Origin of the sequence: Salinispora sp. H7-4 (assembly GCF_013416675.1) — a bacterium.
GTDB lineage: Bacteria > Actinomycetota > Actinomycetes > Mycobacteriales > Micromonosporaceae > Micromonospora > Micromonospora vitiensis.
This window is the reverse complement of the sequence record NZ_JABZED010000054.1, coordinates 41,107-56,089: the sequence shown is the minus strand read 5'-3', so window position 1 is coordinate 56,089 and position 14,983 is coordinate 41,107. Positions and strand designations below refer to the sequence as shown.

Annotated in this window: 16 protein-coding genes and 1 pseudogene; 3 read left to right on the top strand and 14 right to left on the bottom strand. The window is 70.9% G+C overall.

The features are described 5' to 3' along the window. Positions 1-10 precede the first annotated feature (10 nt). Genes H0524_RS21165 through H0524_RS21125 form a run of 9 tightly spaced genes read right to left on the bottom strand, consistent with a single transcriptional unit; the run spans position 11 to position 8,422 of the window. Complete coding sequence (locus H0524_RS21165) at positions 11-850, bottom strand: SDR family oxidoreductase (RefSeq protein WP_180200207.1); 840 nt, start codon at positions 848-850, stop codon at positions 11-13. After that, entirely contained in the window at positions 847-1,839 is a 993-nt protein-coding gene (locus tag H0524_RS21160) for a beta-ketoacyl synthase N-terminal-like domain-containing protein (protein ID WP_180200206.1), read from the bottom strand. The genes H0524_RS21165 and H0524_RS21160 overlap by 4 nt, the downstream gene beginning before the upstream one ends. After that, positions 1,836-2,999 carry a beta-ketoacyl synthase gene (locus H0524_RS21155; RefSeq protein ID WP_180200205.1) on the bottom strand — a complete coding sequence of 388 codons (1,164 nt, stop codon included), beginning with the start codon at positions 2,997-2,999 and terminating at the stop codon, positions 1,836-1,838. Before H0524_RS21155 ends, H0524_RS21160 begins: the two co-directional genes overlap by 4 nt. Beyond that, complete coding sequence (locus H0524_RS21150) at positions 2,996-3,955, bottom strand: hypothetical protein (protein ID WP_180200204.1); 960 nt, start codon at positions 3,953-3,955, stop codon at positions 2,996-2,998. The genes H0524_RS21155 and H0524_RS21150 overlap by 4 nt, the downstream gene beginning before the upstream one ends. Position 3,956: 1 nt before the next feature. Beyond that, positions 3,957-4,739, bottom strand: a complete 783-nt coding sequence (locus H0524_RS21145; protein ID WP_180200203.1) for an alpha/beta fold hydrolase — start codon at positions 4,737-4,739, stop codon at positions 3,957-3,959. Beyond that, positions 4,736-5,719: a beta-ketoacyl synthase N-terminal-like domain-containing protein gene (locus tag H0524_RS21140; RefSeq protein ID WP_180200202.1), complete on the bottom strand. Its 984-nt coding sequence runs from the start codon at positions 5,717-5,719 to the stop codon at positions 4,736-4,738. Before H0524_RS21140 ends, H0524_RS21145 begins: the two co-directional genes overlap by 4 nt. Further along, a complete protein-coding gene (locus tag H0524_RS21135) occupies positions 5,716-6,876 on the bottom strand; it encodes a beta-ketoacyl synthase N-terminal-like domain-containing protein (RefSeq protein WP_180200201.1) in 1,161 nt (386 codons plus the stop codon). Before H0524_RS21135 ends, H0524_RS21140 begins: the two co-directional genes overlap by 4 nt. Then, positions 6,873-8,123: a beta-ketoacyl synthase gene (locus H0524_RS21130; protein WP_255436131.1), complete on the bottom strand. Its 1,251-nt coding sequence runs from the start codon at positions 8,121-8,123 to the stop codon at positions 6,873-6,875. The genes H0524_RS21135 and H0524_RS21130 overlap by 4 nt, the downstream gene beginning before the upstream one ends. 29 nt (positions 8,124-8,152) lie before the next feature. Beyond that, positions 8,153-8,422 (bottom strand): acyl carrier protein, encoded by a 270-nt coding sequence (locus H0524_RS21125; protein WP_180200199.1) that lies wholly within the window; start codon positions 8,420-8,422, stop codon positions 8,153-8,155. Between the two features lie 325 nt (positions 8,423-8,747). Here H0524_RS21125 and H0524_RS21120 point away from each other — a divergent pair. Next, a pseudogene (locus tag H0524_RS21120) lies at positions 8,748-9,206 on the top strand (amino acid permease); the annotation flags it as partial. A gap of 114 nt (positions 9,207-9,320) precedes the next feature. Here H0524_RS21120 and H0524_RS21115 read toward each other — a convergent pair. Further along, on the bottom strand, positions 9,321-9,836 hold the full coding sequence (locus H0524_RS21115) for an SRPBCC family protein (protein WP_180200198.1): 516 nt from the start codon (positions 9,834-9,836) through the stop codon (positions 9,321-9,323). A 123-nt stretch (positions 9,837-9,959) separates the two neighbouring features. Here H0524_RS21115 and H0524_RS21110 point away from each other — a divergent pair, with 123 nt between their 5' ends. Continuing rightward, positions 9,960-10,589 carry a TetR/AcrR family transcriptional regulator gene (locus tag H0524_RS21110; protein ID WP_180200197.1) on the top strand — a complete coding sequence of 210 codons (630 nt, stop codon included), beginning with the start codon at positions 9,960-9,962 and terminating at the stop codon, positions 10,587-10,589. Positions 10,590-10,820: 231 nt separating this feature from the next. On the opposite strand, the gene H0524_RS21105 is transcribed toward H0524_RS21110, so the two are convergent. The 4 genes from H0524_RS21105 to H0524_RS21090 are packed head-to-tail and all read right to left on the bottom strand — an operon-like array spanning position 10,821 to position 13,333. After that, on the bottom strand, positions 10,821-11,318 hold the full coding sequence (locus H0524_RS21105; protein WP_180200196.1) for a hypothetical protein: 498 nt from the start codon (positions 11,316-11,318) through the stop codon (positions 10,821-10,823). Then, on the bottom strand, positions 11,311-12,147 hold the full coding sequence (locus H0524_RS21100; protein ID WP_180200195.1) for a hypothetical protein: 837 nt from the start codon (positions 12,145-12,147) through the stop codon (positions 11,311-11,313). The genes H0524_RS21105 and H0524_RS21100 overlap by 8 nt, the downstream gene beginning before the upstream one ends. Beyond that, a complete protein-coding gene (locus H0524_RS21095; RefSeq protein WP_180200194.1) occupies positions 12,144-12,686 on the bottom strand; it encodes a barstar family protein in 543 nt (180 codons plus the stop codon). Before H0524_RS21095 ends, H0524_RS21100 begins: the two co-directional genes overlap by 4 nt. Next, on the bottom strand, positions 12,683-13,333 hold the full coding sequence (locus tag H0524_RS21090) for a recombinase family protein (protein WP_180200230.1): 651 nt from the start codon (positions 13,331-13,333) through the stop codon (positions 12,683-12,685). The genes H0524_RS21095 and H0524_RS21090 overlap by 4 nt, the downstream gene beginning before the upstream one ends. Before the next feature lie 155 nt (positions 13,334-13,488). Here H0524_RS21090 and H0524_RS21085 point away from each other — a divergent pair, with 155 nt between their 5' ends. Beyond that, complete coding sequence (locus H0524_RS21085; protein ID WP_218942375.1) at positions 13,489-14,979, top strand: Mu transposase C-terminal domain-containing protein; 1,491 nt, start codon at positions 13,489-13,491, stop codon at positions 14,977-14,979. The last annotated feature ends 4 nt before the right edge of the window (positions 14,980-14,983 follow it).

Here is a 14,983-nt window from a genome sequence, read left to right as displayed (position 1 = left end):
GTGCGACTCCTCAGCTTCCACAGGGCCACGACGGGGACGGTCCCCAGGCGCCGGCGGCCGCGTGGAACTCCCCGCCGTCGACGCCGATCGTGTTGCCGGTGATCCAGGACGAATCGGTACGCGCCAGCAGCGCCACCGCCTCGGCGACGTCCTCCGGCTGGGTGAGCCGCCCGTGCGGATTGTTCTCCGCGGCGCGGGCGACGTAGCCGGCGTGCTCGGGAATGAGCTGAAGGGCGGGAGTGACGGTGACGCCCGCCCGCAGCGCGTTGACCGCGACCCGGTGCGGCGCGAGCTCGCAGGCGAGCTGCCGCACGTGCGACTCCAGCGCCGCCTTCGCCGCGGACACCGCGCCGTAACTCGGCAACGCCTGCCCGACCCCGGCGCTCGTCATTGCGAACACCTTGGCACCGGGGCGCAGCAGGCCCGCGGCGTGCAGGTCCTGGGTCCAGTAGACGAGGCTGTGCGCCATCACGTCGGTGGTCATCTCCAGTTGCCGCGAGGACAGCGTCTTGTCCCAGCCGTCGCGCGGCAGGAACGGCACGAGCGAACCGAAGGCCAGGGAATGCACGAGAAGATGGATGCCGGTCCTGCCGGTGAGCTGACACAGGGCGGCGACGACCCGGGTACGCGTCTCGCGGCTCGCCGCGTTGGCGTTGAAGAACTCGGCGCGCACGTCGAAGTCGCGCAGCCGGGTCACCAGCTCCGCCACCTCGTCCTGACGGGCGGCGGTGTCGAAGTGGACCCCGGCTACGTGCACGCCCTCGCGGGCCAGGCCGAGGCAGATCTGCCGGCCGATCCCGCTGGACGCGCCGAGGACGAGGCACCACGTGCCGGAGAGGGACTTCATCATGGCCGGGACTCCTGCCGGGGGGACCGACGACGTGCGCCGGGGCGGCACGCCAGGGTGATCGCGAGATGCCCGTCGTGGACGGCGGTGACGAGCAGGGTGTCGCCCGACTCGCCGGTGAGGGCGCCGGCGAGGTGCAGCGCCGGAGTCAGGCAGCCCAGCGGCGACTCGGTGCGGTGCTGGGTGACGTCCGGCCCAACCAGGGCGGCGGGCACCGTACGCGCGATCAGCTCCGCAAGGCCCGAGCCGTCGAGGATCAGCCGCACCCGCAGGCCGGGCGCCGCATCGCCAATGATCCGGCGGACGGCGGCCCTGATGGTGACGGCGGCCCGTTCCGTGCCGCCGGGGGCGGCGAGGACCTGTGGCGGCACGAACAGCGATCCCGCCCGGAGAACAGGCATTTCCTGCCGGCCGTCGCTCGCCTCGAGCACCAAGGCGACCGCGCCCTCCTCGCCCGGGGCCGAATCCGAGCCGGCGTCGGGCAGGTGATGTTCGGTCGCGGCCACCAGGGCCAGGTCGCAGCGACCGGCCCGCAGCGCGCGAGTGCCCGCCTCCACGGCGTCCATCGCGGCTGTCCGCGGGGAGGCCATGGTCAGCGCGAACGCCTTCAGGCCTTGGTCGGCGGCGACCCGGTTGCCCATGACGTTCACTGCGAAGTACGGCGCGCTCACGGGCGCCAGCCCTTCCGCGCCTTCCGCACTGGCGACCTGACGGTCCATGTCGTCGAAGAGGCGTCCCAGTCCGCCGTTGGTGGCCAGCACCAGACCGCGGCGTACCTCCGGGATCTCGGCCAGGGCCGTGCCGTCGGCGGCGTGCCGGGCCGCGGCGAGCGCGTACTGGGTCGCGGGCGGCAGGTAGCGATATCCCCGCGCACCGAGGCGGGTGCGATGGTCGAACCAGCCAGCCGCCGTGCCCGTGCCGCCCAGCGCCGCCGTGGCGCTGTCGCCGCCGGGGCTCACCACCGCGACCGCGGTTACCGCAACTGCACTCATGCCGCCTCCAGAATCAGGGACATGTTGTTGCCGCCGAAGCCGTACGCGTTCACCAGCACCTGGCCCCCGTCGAGCGGGACCGGCCCGTCCTGGGGCAGCCACACGTCGCACTCCTCGTCCTGCTGGTCGAGGCGCACATTGGGCGGGACACTGCCGTGTCGCAGGATCTGGGCACCCGCCACGGCACCGAGCGCGCCGGACGCCCCGCCCGCGTGGCCCAGCAACGCCTTCAGGCTGAAGAGCGGTACGCGGCCAGCGCGGGCGCCCAGCACCCGGTGCAGCGCCCGGCTCTCCAGAACGTCGTTGAGTCGGGTGCCGGTGCCGTGCGGCACGACGCAGCCGACCCCCTCGGCGCCGCCGGCCTCGGCGAGCGCCTCGCTCATTGCGCGCACGATCTGTTCCGCCTCCGGCTCGGGCGCCGTGGGATGCCCGGCATCGCAGCTCCAGCCCGTGCCGGCGATCCGCAGGCCACCGCCGGGCACGGTGGCTCCGCGCGCCTCGGCGTGCTCACGCGACTCGAGGACGAGCATCGCCGCGCCCTCGGCGAAGACCGTGCCGCCCCGGTTCCGGTCGAAGGGGCGGCACCGCTGCGGGTCGACGGCGCCGAGCCGGTTGAAGCAGCCCAGCGCCACCCGCGAGTACGCGTCCGCGCCACCGGCGACGACCACGGAGGTATCACCCGCGCGGATCATGTCTGCCGCGGCGCCGAGCGCGTACCCGCCGGCGGTGCAGGCGTTGGCGATGTCCTGGGCCGTGCCGAGCACCCCGAGCGCCCCGGCAACCCCGGCTGCGAGCCGGAACGGCGGCAGCCAGCCCTGTTCCGGTGCGACATCCCCGCGCCGGTCGCTTTCGTTGATGCCCGGCTCGCCCATGCAGCTGCCGACGACGACCGCCGCCCCGGTACCGGCCTCGGCGGGGCCTAGCCCGGCGTCGCGCCACGCCTCCCGGGCCGCGGCGACCGCGAACCGGGTTGCGCGTGCGCCGGTCAGATCCTTGTCCGGGGCGAGGTGGATTAGCGGGCGGTCCATCACCGCCGGCGGATCGGCGGGGCGGTCGGGGCGGCGCGCCACGGCGTCCGTCATGGCCTTCCACAACGCGTCCGCGCCGGTGCCGTGGCACGAGACGGCGCCGATACCGGTGACCATGACGTCGGTGGTCATGCCGACGTACCGGCCAGGGCGGCGTTCATCCGGTCGTCGAAGGTAACCAAGCTCCAGTCGCGGCGGTTCTCGATGAGGGCGTACCCGTGAGTGATGGTGCCCGTAGAGGTGTGCACCAGGGCGCCGTCGCGCACGACGTACGTGTCCATCCGGGCCGTGTACGTGACGTCCTTGAAGACCTCCTCGACGGTGAAGACCGTGTAGAGGTCCTCCTCCATGCGGGCCTCTTCGAGGACGGTGATCCGCGAGCGCGGCACGACCGGGATCCAGTTCTGCTCGTCCAGCAGCGTCTTGATGGACACGCCGCGGTCCTCAAGGAACAGGTCTACGACCTCCTCCATGAGCCGCAGGTAGCCCGACATCTGCACGCGCTCGGTAAAGTGGCAATACCAGTACGGCATGCGCCACTTCCAGGCGAAGGCGTTGCTGCCGGCGGTCAGCTGCTTGATCAGGTCGTCGGTGTCGAGGTTGACCTCGGGCGCCTCGACGTCCCAGCCGGGAGCCCCGCCCAGCTGCGACACGACATGTGGGTGCAGCACGGCCGGGATCGGCTGGTCTCCCCCGCCGCGAGGGTCGTGGCGCAGCTGCACCCGTACGGTCGACATGGCGGCTTTGACCAGGCCCTCCTCCCGGGCGACCTGCAGCACCACCCCGAACAGCAGCTCGCCGTCGCGGGCGCGCCGGTGCGGCCGGACCGTGGCGGTGACGACGTCGTCGATGTGCAGGGCGTGCACGATGCGAGTGTCGATGTCCACGATGTCGGTGCACAGGCCGTACGTCTCGTAGATCGCACCCGGCGGCAGCCCGCCCTCACGCAGGTGGTTCAGCACCGACTCCTCGACGAGGTAGTTGACGTGTTTGAAGCCGATCCAGGTGCAGATGTTGGAGCCCTCGTAGCGGGGCCGGATCGTCAGCTCGGACGGCTCCGTCAGCGACGGGGTCAGGGTCAGGGTCACGTCAGCTCCTTGAGGTGGTGGTCAGGCGGGAGAGCTCCCGCAGCAGGTCCCCGACGACACCGGCGCAGTGCCCGGGTCGCTCGGCCATCGGGAAGTGGCCGCAGTCAGTGAGAATCTCCAGCCGAGCGTTCGGCAGGCGCGCTGCAAGGGCCGCGGCATCGCCGGGCGGCGCGCAGAAGTCGTCGGCGCCGGCCACGATCCGCACGGGCAGGTCCAGCGCGGCGACGTCGAGGAACGGGGTACGCAGGTACGCGTCGAAGAACCGGGTCCAGCCGTACGGCCCGATCCGGTCCCGCACCCGCCGGGCCATCCCCGCGACGACGTCATCCCCGAGCCGGCCGACGGAACGTACCCGCAGCCCTTCCTCGAGGATCCGGTGGAAACCGTTGAGGTACGTCGAGGCGGTGTCCCAGGTGAAATCGCCGGGGGTGGCGCGGTGGAAGGGCGCCAGCATTATGGCCGAGCGGGGCCGGTCCGCGTTGCGGGCAAGCCACTCCAACGTGAGCGGCACCGCGAAGGAGTGCGCGACAAGGACGTCCACTGTGCCCGGGATCGCCGCCAGCGAGTGGCCGACCCGCTCCGCCGGGTCGCCGCGGTGACTCCACGCCGGGTCGCGGAACGAGCTCCACGGCAACTCCGCCATCCATACCTCGGCGCCGTCCGGGAGCCCGCCCGCGAACAGCTCCCACACCGCGTCGTTGCCCGCCAGACCGGAGAGCAGCAGTACCCGCTGCGGAGTGTCGGAGGTGGCCGGGCGGATCAGCCGTGCGCCCGTCGCCGTCACGGGGCGTACGAGGACAGGACGACCGCGGCGGCCGCGTCCTCGCCTCCCGCGTCGCCGATGCCGGCGGTGGCGAGCACGGACCCCGCGTGCGGGCCGCGCAGCCACGCCGCCGCGGCCACGCACTGCAGGACACCCAGCGCGCCGGAGGCGGGTCCGCACGTCGCCGACAGGTCGATGCGGTGCGCACCCGTCACGACGTCCCCCGTAGGAGCGGGCCCGCGCTCCGGCAGGCACCACAGCCCGACCGGGGCCGCTCCCGCGGTCACCTGGGCGATGGCCGTCGTGAGCGAGGCGCACCGGGCGTAGCGTCCAACGACGGCCAACGGCCGCACGCCCCGGTCGAGGGCTGCCGACTCGGCTTCGAGCACCAGCCCCGCCGCGCCGTCGAACGGCTCCGCGGTGACACCGGAACCGGACAGGACGTGACGGACCGGCGCGTTGTCGGGCTCGGCCCCGGCGACCAGCACCCGGTCGGCACGCCCCGCGGCGATCAGCAGCGCCGCCCAGTGCACGGCATCGAGGCCGGAGGTCTGCCCGTTGCACAGGGTCAGGTTCGCTCCGCGGAAGCCGTACGTAATCGCCAGCCAGGACGCGATAACGTTACTGGAGGTCGCGGGCAGCGTCATCGGGCTGGTACCGAGGTAGGTGTGTTCCGCGATCGTCTGCACGGTGTCGCAGACGGTGTCGACGTTGCCGAGGTTGGTGCTGACGACCACGCCGACCTGCTCGCCGGGCACGGTCGCCCGGTCGTCCTCGCCGACCAGGCCGGCCGAGCGCAGCGCGTCGCGGCCGGCGACCAGGGCCAGCTTGGTAGCGCGGTCCTTGTAGCGCAGTCCGCGGCCGGTGAGTCGGCGCACCGGATCGGCGGGGGCGGGGTATCGCCGGTCCCCGCGCTGCTGCAGCAGATCGCCCGCGTCGTCGAGACCGGCAACGGCGAGCCCGAGCCCGGTCACCACCGCGCGCCGGCCTTCGGGCGTCATGGTGTGTCCTCCGCGCTCTCGATGACGGCCACGGCGTTGAGGCCGCCGAAGCCGAAGGAGTCGATCTGGGCCAGGCGCATCGGCTCGGCGGGCCGTAGGGCCGCGCCGCGCGCCAGCCGGAACCCGGAGACCGCCTCGACCGGGTCGGTGAGGCCGAGCACCGGCGGCACGACGCCGCGACGCATCGCCAGCACCGCGGCGACCAGGCTGTGCAGCCCCGACGCCCCGGCGGTGTGGCCGGTCATGGACTTGATGGCGGTCATGTGGGGCATCGGCTCCACCCCGGCGAAGACCGCGCTGATCGCCTCGGACTCCGCCTCGTCGTTGAGCGGCGTGCCGGTGCCGTGCAGCAGCACGAGGTCGATGTCCCCTGGGGTGATCCCGGCGCGGCGGTGGGCCTCCTCGGTGACCGCCGCGATGCTCTTGGCCTCCGGGGCGGATGGGTGGTACGCGTCGCAGTTGACCGCGACACCACGCACCCTCGCGTGGATCCGGGGCGCGGGACCGGGAGCGGCGGTCTCCCGGCGCAGCACGATCGCGACGGCGCCCTCCCCCTGCAGCATGCCGCGGCGATTGCGGTCGAAGGGGCGTACGCGGTCGGGGGCCTCGGGATAGCAGCGGTCCAGCAGGCCGTACGTGCTCTCGGTGAGGGTGTCCACGCCGGCGATCACCACCGTGTCCGCGTGCCCGAGGTCAAGCAGGTCAGCACCGAGGGCGAGGGCGTACAGCGAGGCGGAGCAGGCGTTGACGACGGTGTGCGTGTCGGCGGCCCGGAAGTGCCGCCGCAGCGCCGTGCCGAAGTGCAGATCCTGTACGTGGAACGGAATCTTGTCGCGCCAGGACAGCTCGACCGAGCGCAGCTCGCGCAGGGTGGTGCCGACCAGGACCGGCACCTCGCTCAGGTCGTCGCCCAGCCCCGCGTCTGCGGCCGCCGCCGCGACGGCCTGCACGAGCCAGCGGGTAGCGCGCAGCGGCTCGTCGGAGCCGAGTTCGGGGCGGTCGTCGATCTCGTATGCGACCTGCGCCCGGAACCGGCTGCGGTCGAAGCCGCGCAGCTCGTCGATGCCACTGCGGCCGGCGACCAGCGCGGAGAACATCTCCTCCGTGTCGGCGCCGACGCTGGCGACCGCGCCCATACCGGTCACGATCCAGCTCATGCCGCGCTCCGGTACCGGCGCATGATGAGCACAGCGTTGTTGCCACCGAAGGCGAGCGCATTGTTCTGCACGATGTCCAGCTCCATGTCGAGCGCCTCGTTGGGCACGCAGTCCACCGCGCACTCGGGGTCGGTGACGCGGTGGTTGACGGTCGGTGGGATGAACCCGCGGGAGACCGCGATGGCGCAGGCCGCGGCGGCCACCGCGCTGGCAGCGCCCATACTGTGCCCGATCATCGACTTGATCGAGATGGTGCGCGGCACGGCGTCGTCGCCGAACACCTGCCGCAGCGCCCCGCACTCGGTGACGTCGTTGGCCTTGGTGCCGGTGCCGTGCGCCGAGACGAAGTCAATCTGATCGGCGGTGACACCCGCGTGCCGGTGGGCATTGCGAACCGTACGCGCGATGCTGTCCCGGTCGGGCGCGACGGGGTGCAGCGCGTCGCAGGCGAGCCCGTACCCGAGCACCTCGGCGTAGATGTGCGCGCCGCGGGCCAGCGCGGAGTCGAGGCTCTCCATCACCAGGATCCCGGCGCCCTCGCCGGTGAGGATGCCCTCGCGGTCCCGGTCGAACGGGCGGCACAGCTCCGGGGCGATAGTGCCGAGCCGGTAGAAACCCGTGAACGTCTTGCGGCACATGGCGTCCGCACCGCCGCACAGGGCGATGTCGACGTCGCCGCTGCTGAGGGCGTCGTACCCGGACCCAACCGCGTAGTTGCCCGCCGCGCACGCGGTCGGGATGGTCACGGCCTCGACGTCCTCGAGCGCGAGCTCGCGGACGATGCCAGCGGACAGCCGGCCGGCCGAGACCCGCCGGGCCCGCACCGGGTCGTAGGATTCCGGCCCGTCGCGGAGTCCCGCCTCGACCAGCTCGTCGAGGTCGCGGGACTCCCCGTCGGTGGTGCCGACGGAGACCAGGCACCGGCGGGCGCGGACGCTGTCCTCGGTGAGGCCGGCGTCCGCGACCGCCATCCGGGCGGCGGCGACCGAGAATTGGCTCGCCCGGCCCAGCTCCGCGGGATCGAGGCGCTGGATCCAGGCGTCCGGCTCGAAGTCGTCCACCTCGCAGCCCTGGGCGTGGGCGAAGCCGGCGGTGTCAAAGGCGGCGATCGCCTTGACGCCGCTGCGCCCCTCCCGCAGCCCCGACGCGAAGGCTTCGACGCCGGTGCCAATGCTGGTGATGACACCGAGGCCGGTGATGACGACCCGGCGGCGCGTGGCGCCCGGTGCTGGAGCGTGCTGCATCATCTCACCCATCTGCGGTCGGGGCCGAGCGGTCAGCGGCGCGAGGCCTGCTCGACGACCTGGTAGATGCCCTGGAGGTTGACCATCCGGCTCAGCTCGGCCTGGTCGATGGTCACGCGCTGGCTGCGCTCGAGGGCGGCGAGAATCTCGATGGCGCTCAGCGAGTCCGCCTCGTGGTCCTCCTTGAACAGGCTGGTCTCGCTGACCTCGTCCTCCTCGAGCTCGAGGATGTCGCAGACGATCGTCTTGATCTCCTGCTTACGGGCGGCGTCAAGGCCAACGGTCAGGTCGGCGTTCGGCATGTCGGCTCCGTTCGGTTCGGGGCGCGCCGGCTAGGAGGGGCGAGCCCTTTGTCGAGCAGGTCGAGAGTGCCGTCGGCGGCTATACGAGCCCTATACGGCGGCGCCCGCATCGGTCCAGCGCGCGGCAAGGCCCGCATCGACCCGATCCGCTTACCGGATTCGGCGTTGGTGAGCGCGACGAAGCCGGTGCCACTGTCGAGCCGGGTAAACGTGCCGGCGCGGTAGCCCGCGAGTACGGCCACTGTGGCCGTACTCTGCGCAGCCGCCGGTGTCGTCGATGACCGTCACGCGCCCATAGAAGCTGCCGGGGTGGCCCACCGCGAGCATCCGAGCCGGCGCAGCCGTGGCGGTGATCGGAGTGCTGCTCTCGCTACTCGCCGGCGTGGGTCGGACCCTGCTGGCGATGGGCCGCCGACGGGACCTGCCGGTCAGCTTGGCCGCCGTGCACCAGGTGCACCAAGTGCCATACCGAGCTGAGCTGGCGGTGGCCGCGGTAGTTGCGGCCGTGGTCCTCGTCGGGGACATCCGCGGGGCAATCGGCTTCTCCAGCTGCACCGTGCTGGTCTACTACGCAATCACCAACGCCGCGGCGCTCACCCTCGGCCGCGACCCGGACCGCCGGCTGCCGGTACGGCTGCTCGCCGTACTGGGGCTGGCCGGCTGCCTCACGCTGGCCGCCAGCCTGCCCCCAACCAGCGTGGGGGCGGGAATCGGCGTGCTCGCCATCGGCGCCGCCTGGTACGCGCTGCGTCGGCGGCACCTCGACCGCGCCGGAGGCCGTTGACCCGCCCTGAACGAGGCACCTGGCACGTTACCGCGATGGGGGTAGCCGCCGGCGAACGACGACCTTCCACGCCGCTGCTCCTGGCCGGCGCGGGCAGAGGCCCGGCGTGGTCGTTCAGCAGCGGGACTCGGCGAGGCCGACGAACTCGTCCACGGCACCGGGGACTTCCGCTCCGAAGATGGAGGTGGTGATGGGAAGGGTCAGGATCGAGAGAGGGCCGCGCGCCTCCAGTCGCCAGGTGACGTCGTACCCGCCCTGGTCGTTGGGTTCGATCGTGTGGTGCCAGTCGGTGTGGGTCCACGGCAGACTCTTGAAGCGGTCTGTGTAACGCTCCTGGGGCACGACTTCGACCACCTCGTAGGCGATGGGGTCCTGTCCCTGGACCTTCACCGTGCCGGTGGCGCCGGCCTCGAAGGGCTCGTCGAGCTCGATGTAGTCGAGGCCCTTGTCCCACTCGGTGCGGGCGGGCACGTCGGCCCACAGGTCCCACATCGCGTCGCGGCAGGCGTCGGTGGAGCGGGTCACCGTGACGATGTGGGTGTCGCGGACCGAGCCGAGGAATGCCAGGAGGGCCACCAGGCCCACGAGCGCCCCGGCAATCGACAGTACGACCTTACGACGTCGGGTCATGAGAGTCCTTCTTCCGGGTCGGCCGACTCACCAGATTCAGCCGGGCTACATTCCTGGGACGTACCACACGCCCGCATTACACAGACGTGTTGCACAAACGTACCAACTCGAAGGGGTGTGTCAATGCGTGTCGACAATCGAGCTGCCCTGCTGCGCGGCGCGCGGACCTGTCTCGACCAGCGTGGGTACGCACGGACCCGCGCCCGTGACGTCGCCTCCGCGGCCGGGGTGAGCACAGCGGCCATCGGCTACCACTTCGGGACCACCGAGGCCCTGCTCCTCGCCGCCCTCACGGAAGGGCTCGAGGAGTGGTCGGCCACCCTGGATGGTCGGCTGCGGTCGGTACCGGCCCGTACGTCGCTGCCTGATCATCTGGCCGCCGCCTGGGGGCAGGTGGTCGAGTCGTTCGAGGGCAACCGCGGCGTGCTCGCCGCATCGTTCGAACTCATCGCACAGGCCGACGAGGACTCCGAGCTGCGCCAGGCGCTCCGTCGCACACTCGCGGACGCGCGAGAGAACCTCGCCACGCAGATGCTGGGTATCGACCCCACAGCCGAACCCCAGCGGGCCAGGAACGTCGGCGCGATGTGCTACGCGATCCTGAGCGGCCTCATCGTGCAATGGCTCGTCGACCCCGACGGTCTGCCCACCGCCGAAGGCCTGGCGTCCGGCCTCCTCGACCTGCTCGCCCTCGACGGCGCCCCCAGGCACACGCCACCATCGCCGCCGACATCTTCGAAACCACCACCCTGACCAGCGCCCGCCTGTACGTCCTGGCGATCATCGACCACGCCACCCGCCGGATCCGGGTCCTGGGCGCCACCGCCCACCCGACCGCCGCCTGGGTCACCCAGGCCGCCCGCAACCTCGTGATGGATCTCGAGGACGCTGGATGCCAGATGAGGTACCTGATCCGGAATCGAGACAGCAAATACCCTGCCCTGCTCGACACTGTGACCTTCGCCGGTTAGTGGCGGTGGAACTCTACGGTTGAGTGGCGCGTAGTTGTGCTGTGCAGCAGGCTCGCACCGTGTTCTTGAGTTCCTCGATCGGTGGCCCCCAGCCGCCTTGCCACGCGTCCTCGGTGCCGTAGAGCTGGCCTAGGGGAAGGTCGATCACCTCGTTGTCGTAGTTGGCGCGCATGACGATGTCTTCGACTTGTTGGGTGACCCAGAGTTCGCCTGCGCGTTCGGACAGGCACATCTCGGCTAGTTGTCGGAATGCTGTGGCGGCTGCTGCCATGGTGGTGGATGGCAGTGCGATTCCCAGCTCGGCCAGGGCGGCGGGGAGTAGGTCGTTGACGGTGTGCGAGTCTCGGCTGTTGAGCCCGGCAAGTTCCCGTAGCGCTGGGCTGTCGTGGCCGTCGGCCAGCCATTGTGCGGCCCACCAGGGGATGCTTTCGGTGGGTGCGATGCCGAGGATGAACCAGGCCGCCACCGTGACCGGTGTGGGGGTTCGCTGGTCGTGGTGGTGTTCAGTCATCGGCCGCGACCAGCAGGGACAGGATGCGGTTCATGCGGTCAATGGTTACCAGTTCGTGGAATTCGGTGTGGACGCCGCCCCAGTCGTGGAAGGCCGCCGGGCCGAGGTCGCGTAGCTTGTACACCCGGTCGGCGGCGCGTAGCCGCTGGTACGCCTCCTGCTCCAGGTCGGGCCGCAGGTGCTCCGGAAGCGGTGCGAGTTGCTCGGCCCAGGCGCGTAGGTGCCGCTGGGCTGCGTCGGCGTCGATCGGGTCGTAGCAGGCGGGCCTGATCCGTTCACGCCAGTACGGGCCGTGCCGTTCGGGGTCTCCACCGGGGTCGCTGCCGGCGTAGTTGTTGCCGAAACGCTCATGTGCGATCAGTGCTGCCAGGAGAGCGCCGTCGTCGTCGGCCGTCTCGGGTAGGCGGAAGTGCTGAAGGTCAACCCACTGGAAGGTGCCGTTGGCGAAGTTGATGAAGGTGTGTGCGAGGTGCACAAGCCGGGCCGCAGCGGTTGGTACGTCGTTCGCGCTGATAGAGGCGTCGGGCCCTTGCAGCGCGACGAGCAGGCGTAGCTGAACTTCGTGAGTGAGGCTGACATGCCATGTCACTTCGCCGGTGACTGTAGTACCGAGGGGCGGGACGACGTCGTGGGCTATCGCGGTGCTCTCGGCGTATCCCAGGGCGTCGGGCATGCCGTCGATGCGGATGAACACGCCGAACGGCTTTCGGGCGATGACTGTGCCGGTGACCCGTGCTCCGCACGGTAGCGCCTGCACGGTTGTCGGCCAGGCCCTTCGGAGCCGGTCCGGGTCGTCGTCGCGCGGGTTGGGCCAGGGGTACTCGGTCATGGCCGGTCCTGCTGACGGGTGGAGTCGAGCCACTCCGCGTCGTTCCATGTCACTGGCGTCGCGCCCACTGGTTCGAACCGGATGGCCGGGTCGTTGGACTGCACCAGGCAGCACACGCGGTGCCCGAACAGTGCCGCTGCGCGGGCCTGGTCGGCGATGATGTCCAAGACGACCTGCGCTGTCCGGGGACAGTGGCGGGAGAAGGTGTCGTAGCCGGTAAAGACCAGCACCAGACCGGTCGCGTCCGGGGTGGTGCCGTAGTCGTAGGTGACCACGTCGCTCAGGCAGTCGTTGAGCGCGTTGAGGTTGTGGCCGTAGTAGTCGGGAAAGTGCAGCGCCGCGGCTATGTCACGATGCAGATCCGCCTCCGATGGCCAAGTGGAGGCGTCCAGCCGCACCACCTGGTAGCCCTGTTCCCGCAGCGTCGCGACGACGGTATCCAGCACCGACGTGCGCCAGAACAGCCGCACGTATGAGGGCGCCACGAGCCTAAATGCGGCGTCACCGGACAGCTCAGCGTCGAGATCGAACGCGCTCACACGAGTTCCGCCGAGGCTGGGTCCGCGAGGTAGCGGTGCAGGGAGGTCTTGGGGATGCCGGTCTTGGCGGCGATCTTTCCCAGGCTGGTGCCCTGGGCCTTCAGTAGCCGGGCGTATTCGATCTTGTCGGCGGAGTGGGCGATGGGGCGGCCGACGTGCCGGCCCTTGGCCTCGGCTGCGGCGCGGGCATGCGCGGCGCGTTCGGCGGTGAAGGTCCGTTCCATCTCGGCGAACAGTGCTAGGAGCAGGAAGGCGATGCGGCCCATACCCTCATCGGTGGTATTGATCGGCAGCGGATCTGCGAGGGACCGTACGCCGATGCGCTTCTCGGCGAGGTCGTGCACGAGGTTGAGGACCTCGCGGAGGTTGCGGCCGAGGCGGTCGAGGGTGTGCACGACGATCGTGTCGCCTGCTCGCGCGTAGCGCAGTAGTGCCGCTAGGCCCTCGCGGTTGATTGTGGTGCCGGATTTTTTGTCGGTGAAGATCTGCTCGTCTGGGATGCCGTCCGCGGTAAGAGCGTTGAGTTGCCGTTCGAGGCTCTGTTTGGTGGTGGAGACGCGGGCGTAGCCGAGGTCGAGCCCGGCTGGAGGGTGCGGTGCGGCGGTAGCCATCCGGAGATCGTACCGGAAGTCGGCGCTGAACCGCATTTTCGGAACACCCATTGTGGGACGAATTGTGGAACGGGTGGGTGCCGTTTGTCGGCGTCGCGAATGGATTCCTGGTTGCTGTTCCACTTCCAAGAATGTGGAACAGTCCGCGTGTCCCACTCGAATATTGACAATTTTGCACCTAATCTACGGCGGTGCGCGGCTCGCCCCTTCCGCCGTCGCGGCCCGGTCTAGCCGAGTTGCCGGAGACCGTGCGGGCACAGGCGCTGCATCGGTGGCGGGTGCTGCGGCCGCATCTGGAAGATGGGGTGCCGCTGCTCCGCGCAGCCAGCGAGGCGGAGGTCGCGCTGAGGACCGCGCAACGCTGGCTGACCCGCTACCGCGCCGAAGGACTGGCCGGTCTCGCCCGGGCGCCGCGCGCCGACCGGGGAACGCGCCGGCTCCCCGACGATCTGCGGCTGCTGATCGAGGGCCTGGCGCTGCGCCCGCCCGGGCCATCGGCGGCGCATGTGCACCGGCTCGTGGTCGACGTCGCGAAGAACGAGGGCTGGCCGGTGCCCTCCTACGCCACGGTGTACGCAATCGTGCGGGACATCGACCCGGCGATGCGCACGCTGGCCCTGGACGGGGAGAAGCGGTACCGGGAGGTGTTCGACTTGATCCACCGCCGGGAGGCGGCCGGGCCGAACGAGGTCTGGCAGGCCGACCACACCCAGCTCGACCTGTGGGTGATCGCGCCGTCGGGCAAGCCGGCCCGGCCGTGGCTGACCGTCATCGAGGACGACCACTCCCGCGCGATCGCCGGGTACGCGGTCAACCTCGGCGCACCGTCCGCGATCCAGACCGCGCTCGCGCTGCGGCAGGCGATCTGGCGCAAGAGCGAACCAGGCTGGCACGTGTGCGGAATCCCGGGCACCTTCTACACCGACCACGGTTCGGACTTCGCCTCGGCCCACATGCAGCAAGTCGCCGCCGATCTGAGAATCCGCCTGGTGTTCTCCCAGCCGGGCAAGCCCCGTGGTCGCGGGAAGATCGAGCGGTACTTCGACACGATCAACCAGATGTGCCTGCCCACCCTGTCCGGCTACGCCCCGCGCGGCACCAAGGACCGGGCCGGGCAGGCGAAGCTCAGCCTCGCCGAGCTCGACGCGGCGATCGGCCGATTCATCGTGGCGAAGTACAACCAGCGGCCGCACAGCGAGACCGGCCAGCCACCGCAGGCCCGCTGGGACGCCACCGGGTTCCTGCCACACCTGCCGGCCAGCCTGGAACAGCTCGACCTGCTGCTGCTCACCATCGCCAAGCCGCGCAAGGTCCACCCCGACGGCATCCACCTGTTCGGGGTGCGATACCTCGACACCACCGTGCTCGGCGAGTACGTCGGCGAGTCGGTCACCATCCGCTACGACCCGCGCGATATCGCCGAGATCCGCGTCTTCCACGACGAGAAGTTCCTGTGCCGGGCCATCTGCCCCGAACTCGCGGCGCAGAGCATCGGCATCAAGGAGATCACCGCCGCCCGCAATGCCCGCCGGCGCGGCCTGGCCCACGGACTGACCCACCGCGCCAGTGTCGTCGACCGGCTCCTGGCGGTGCACCAGCCACCCGAACCATCGCCGTCGCCACCACTCACCGATCCGGCCGCGCCCGTCACGCCGGTGTTAAGGCTCTACCGGGAGGACTGACACG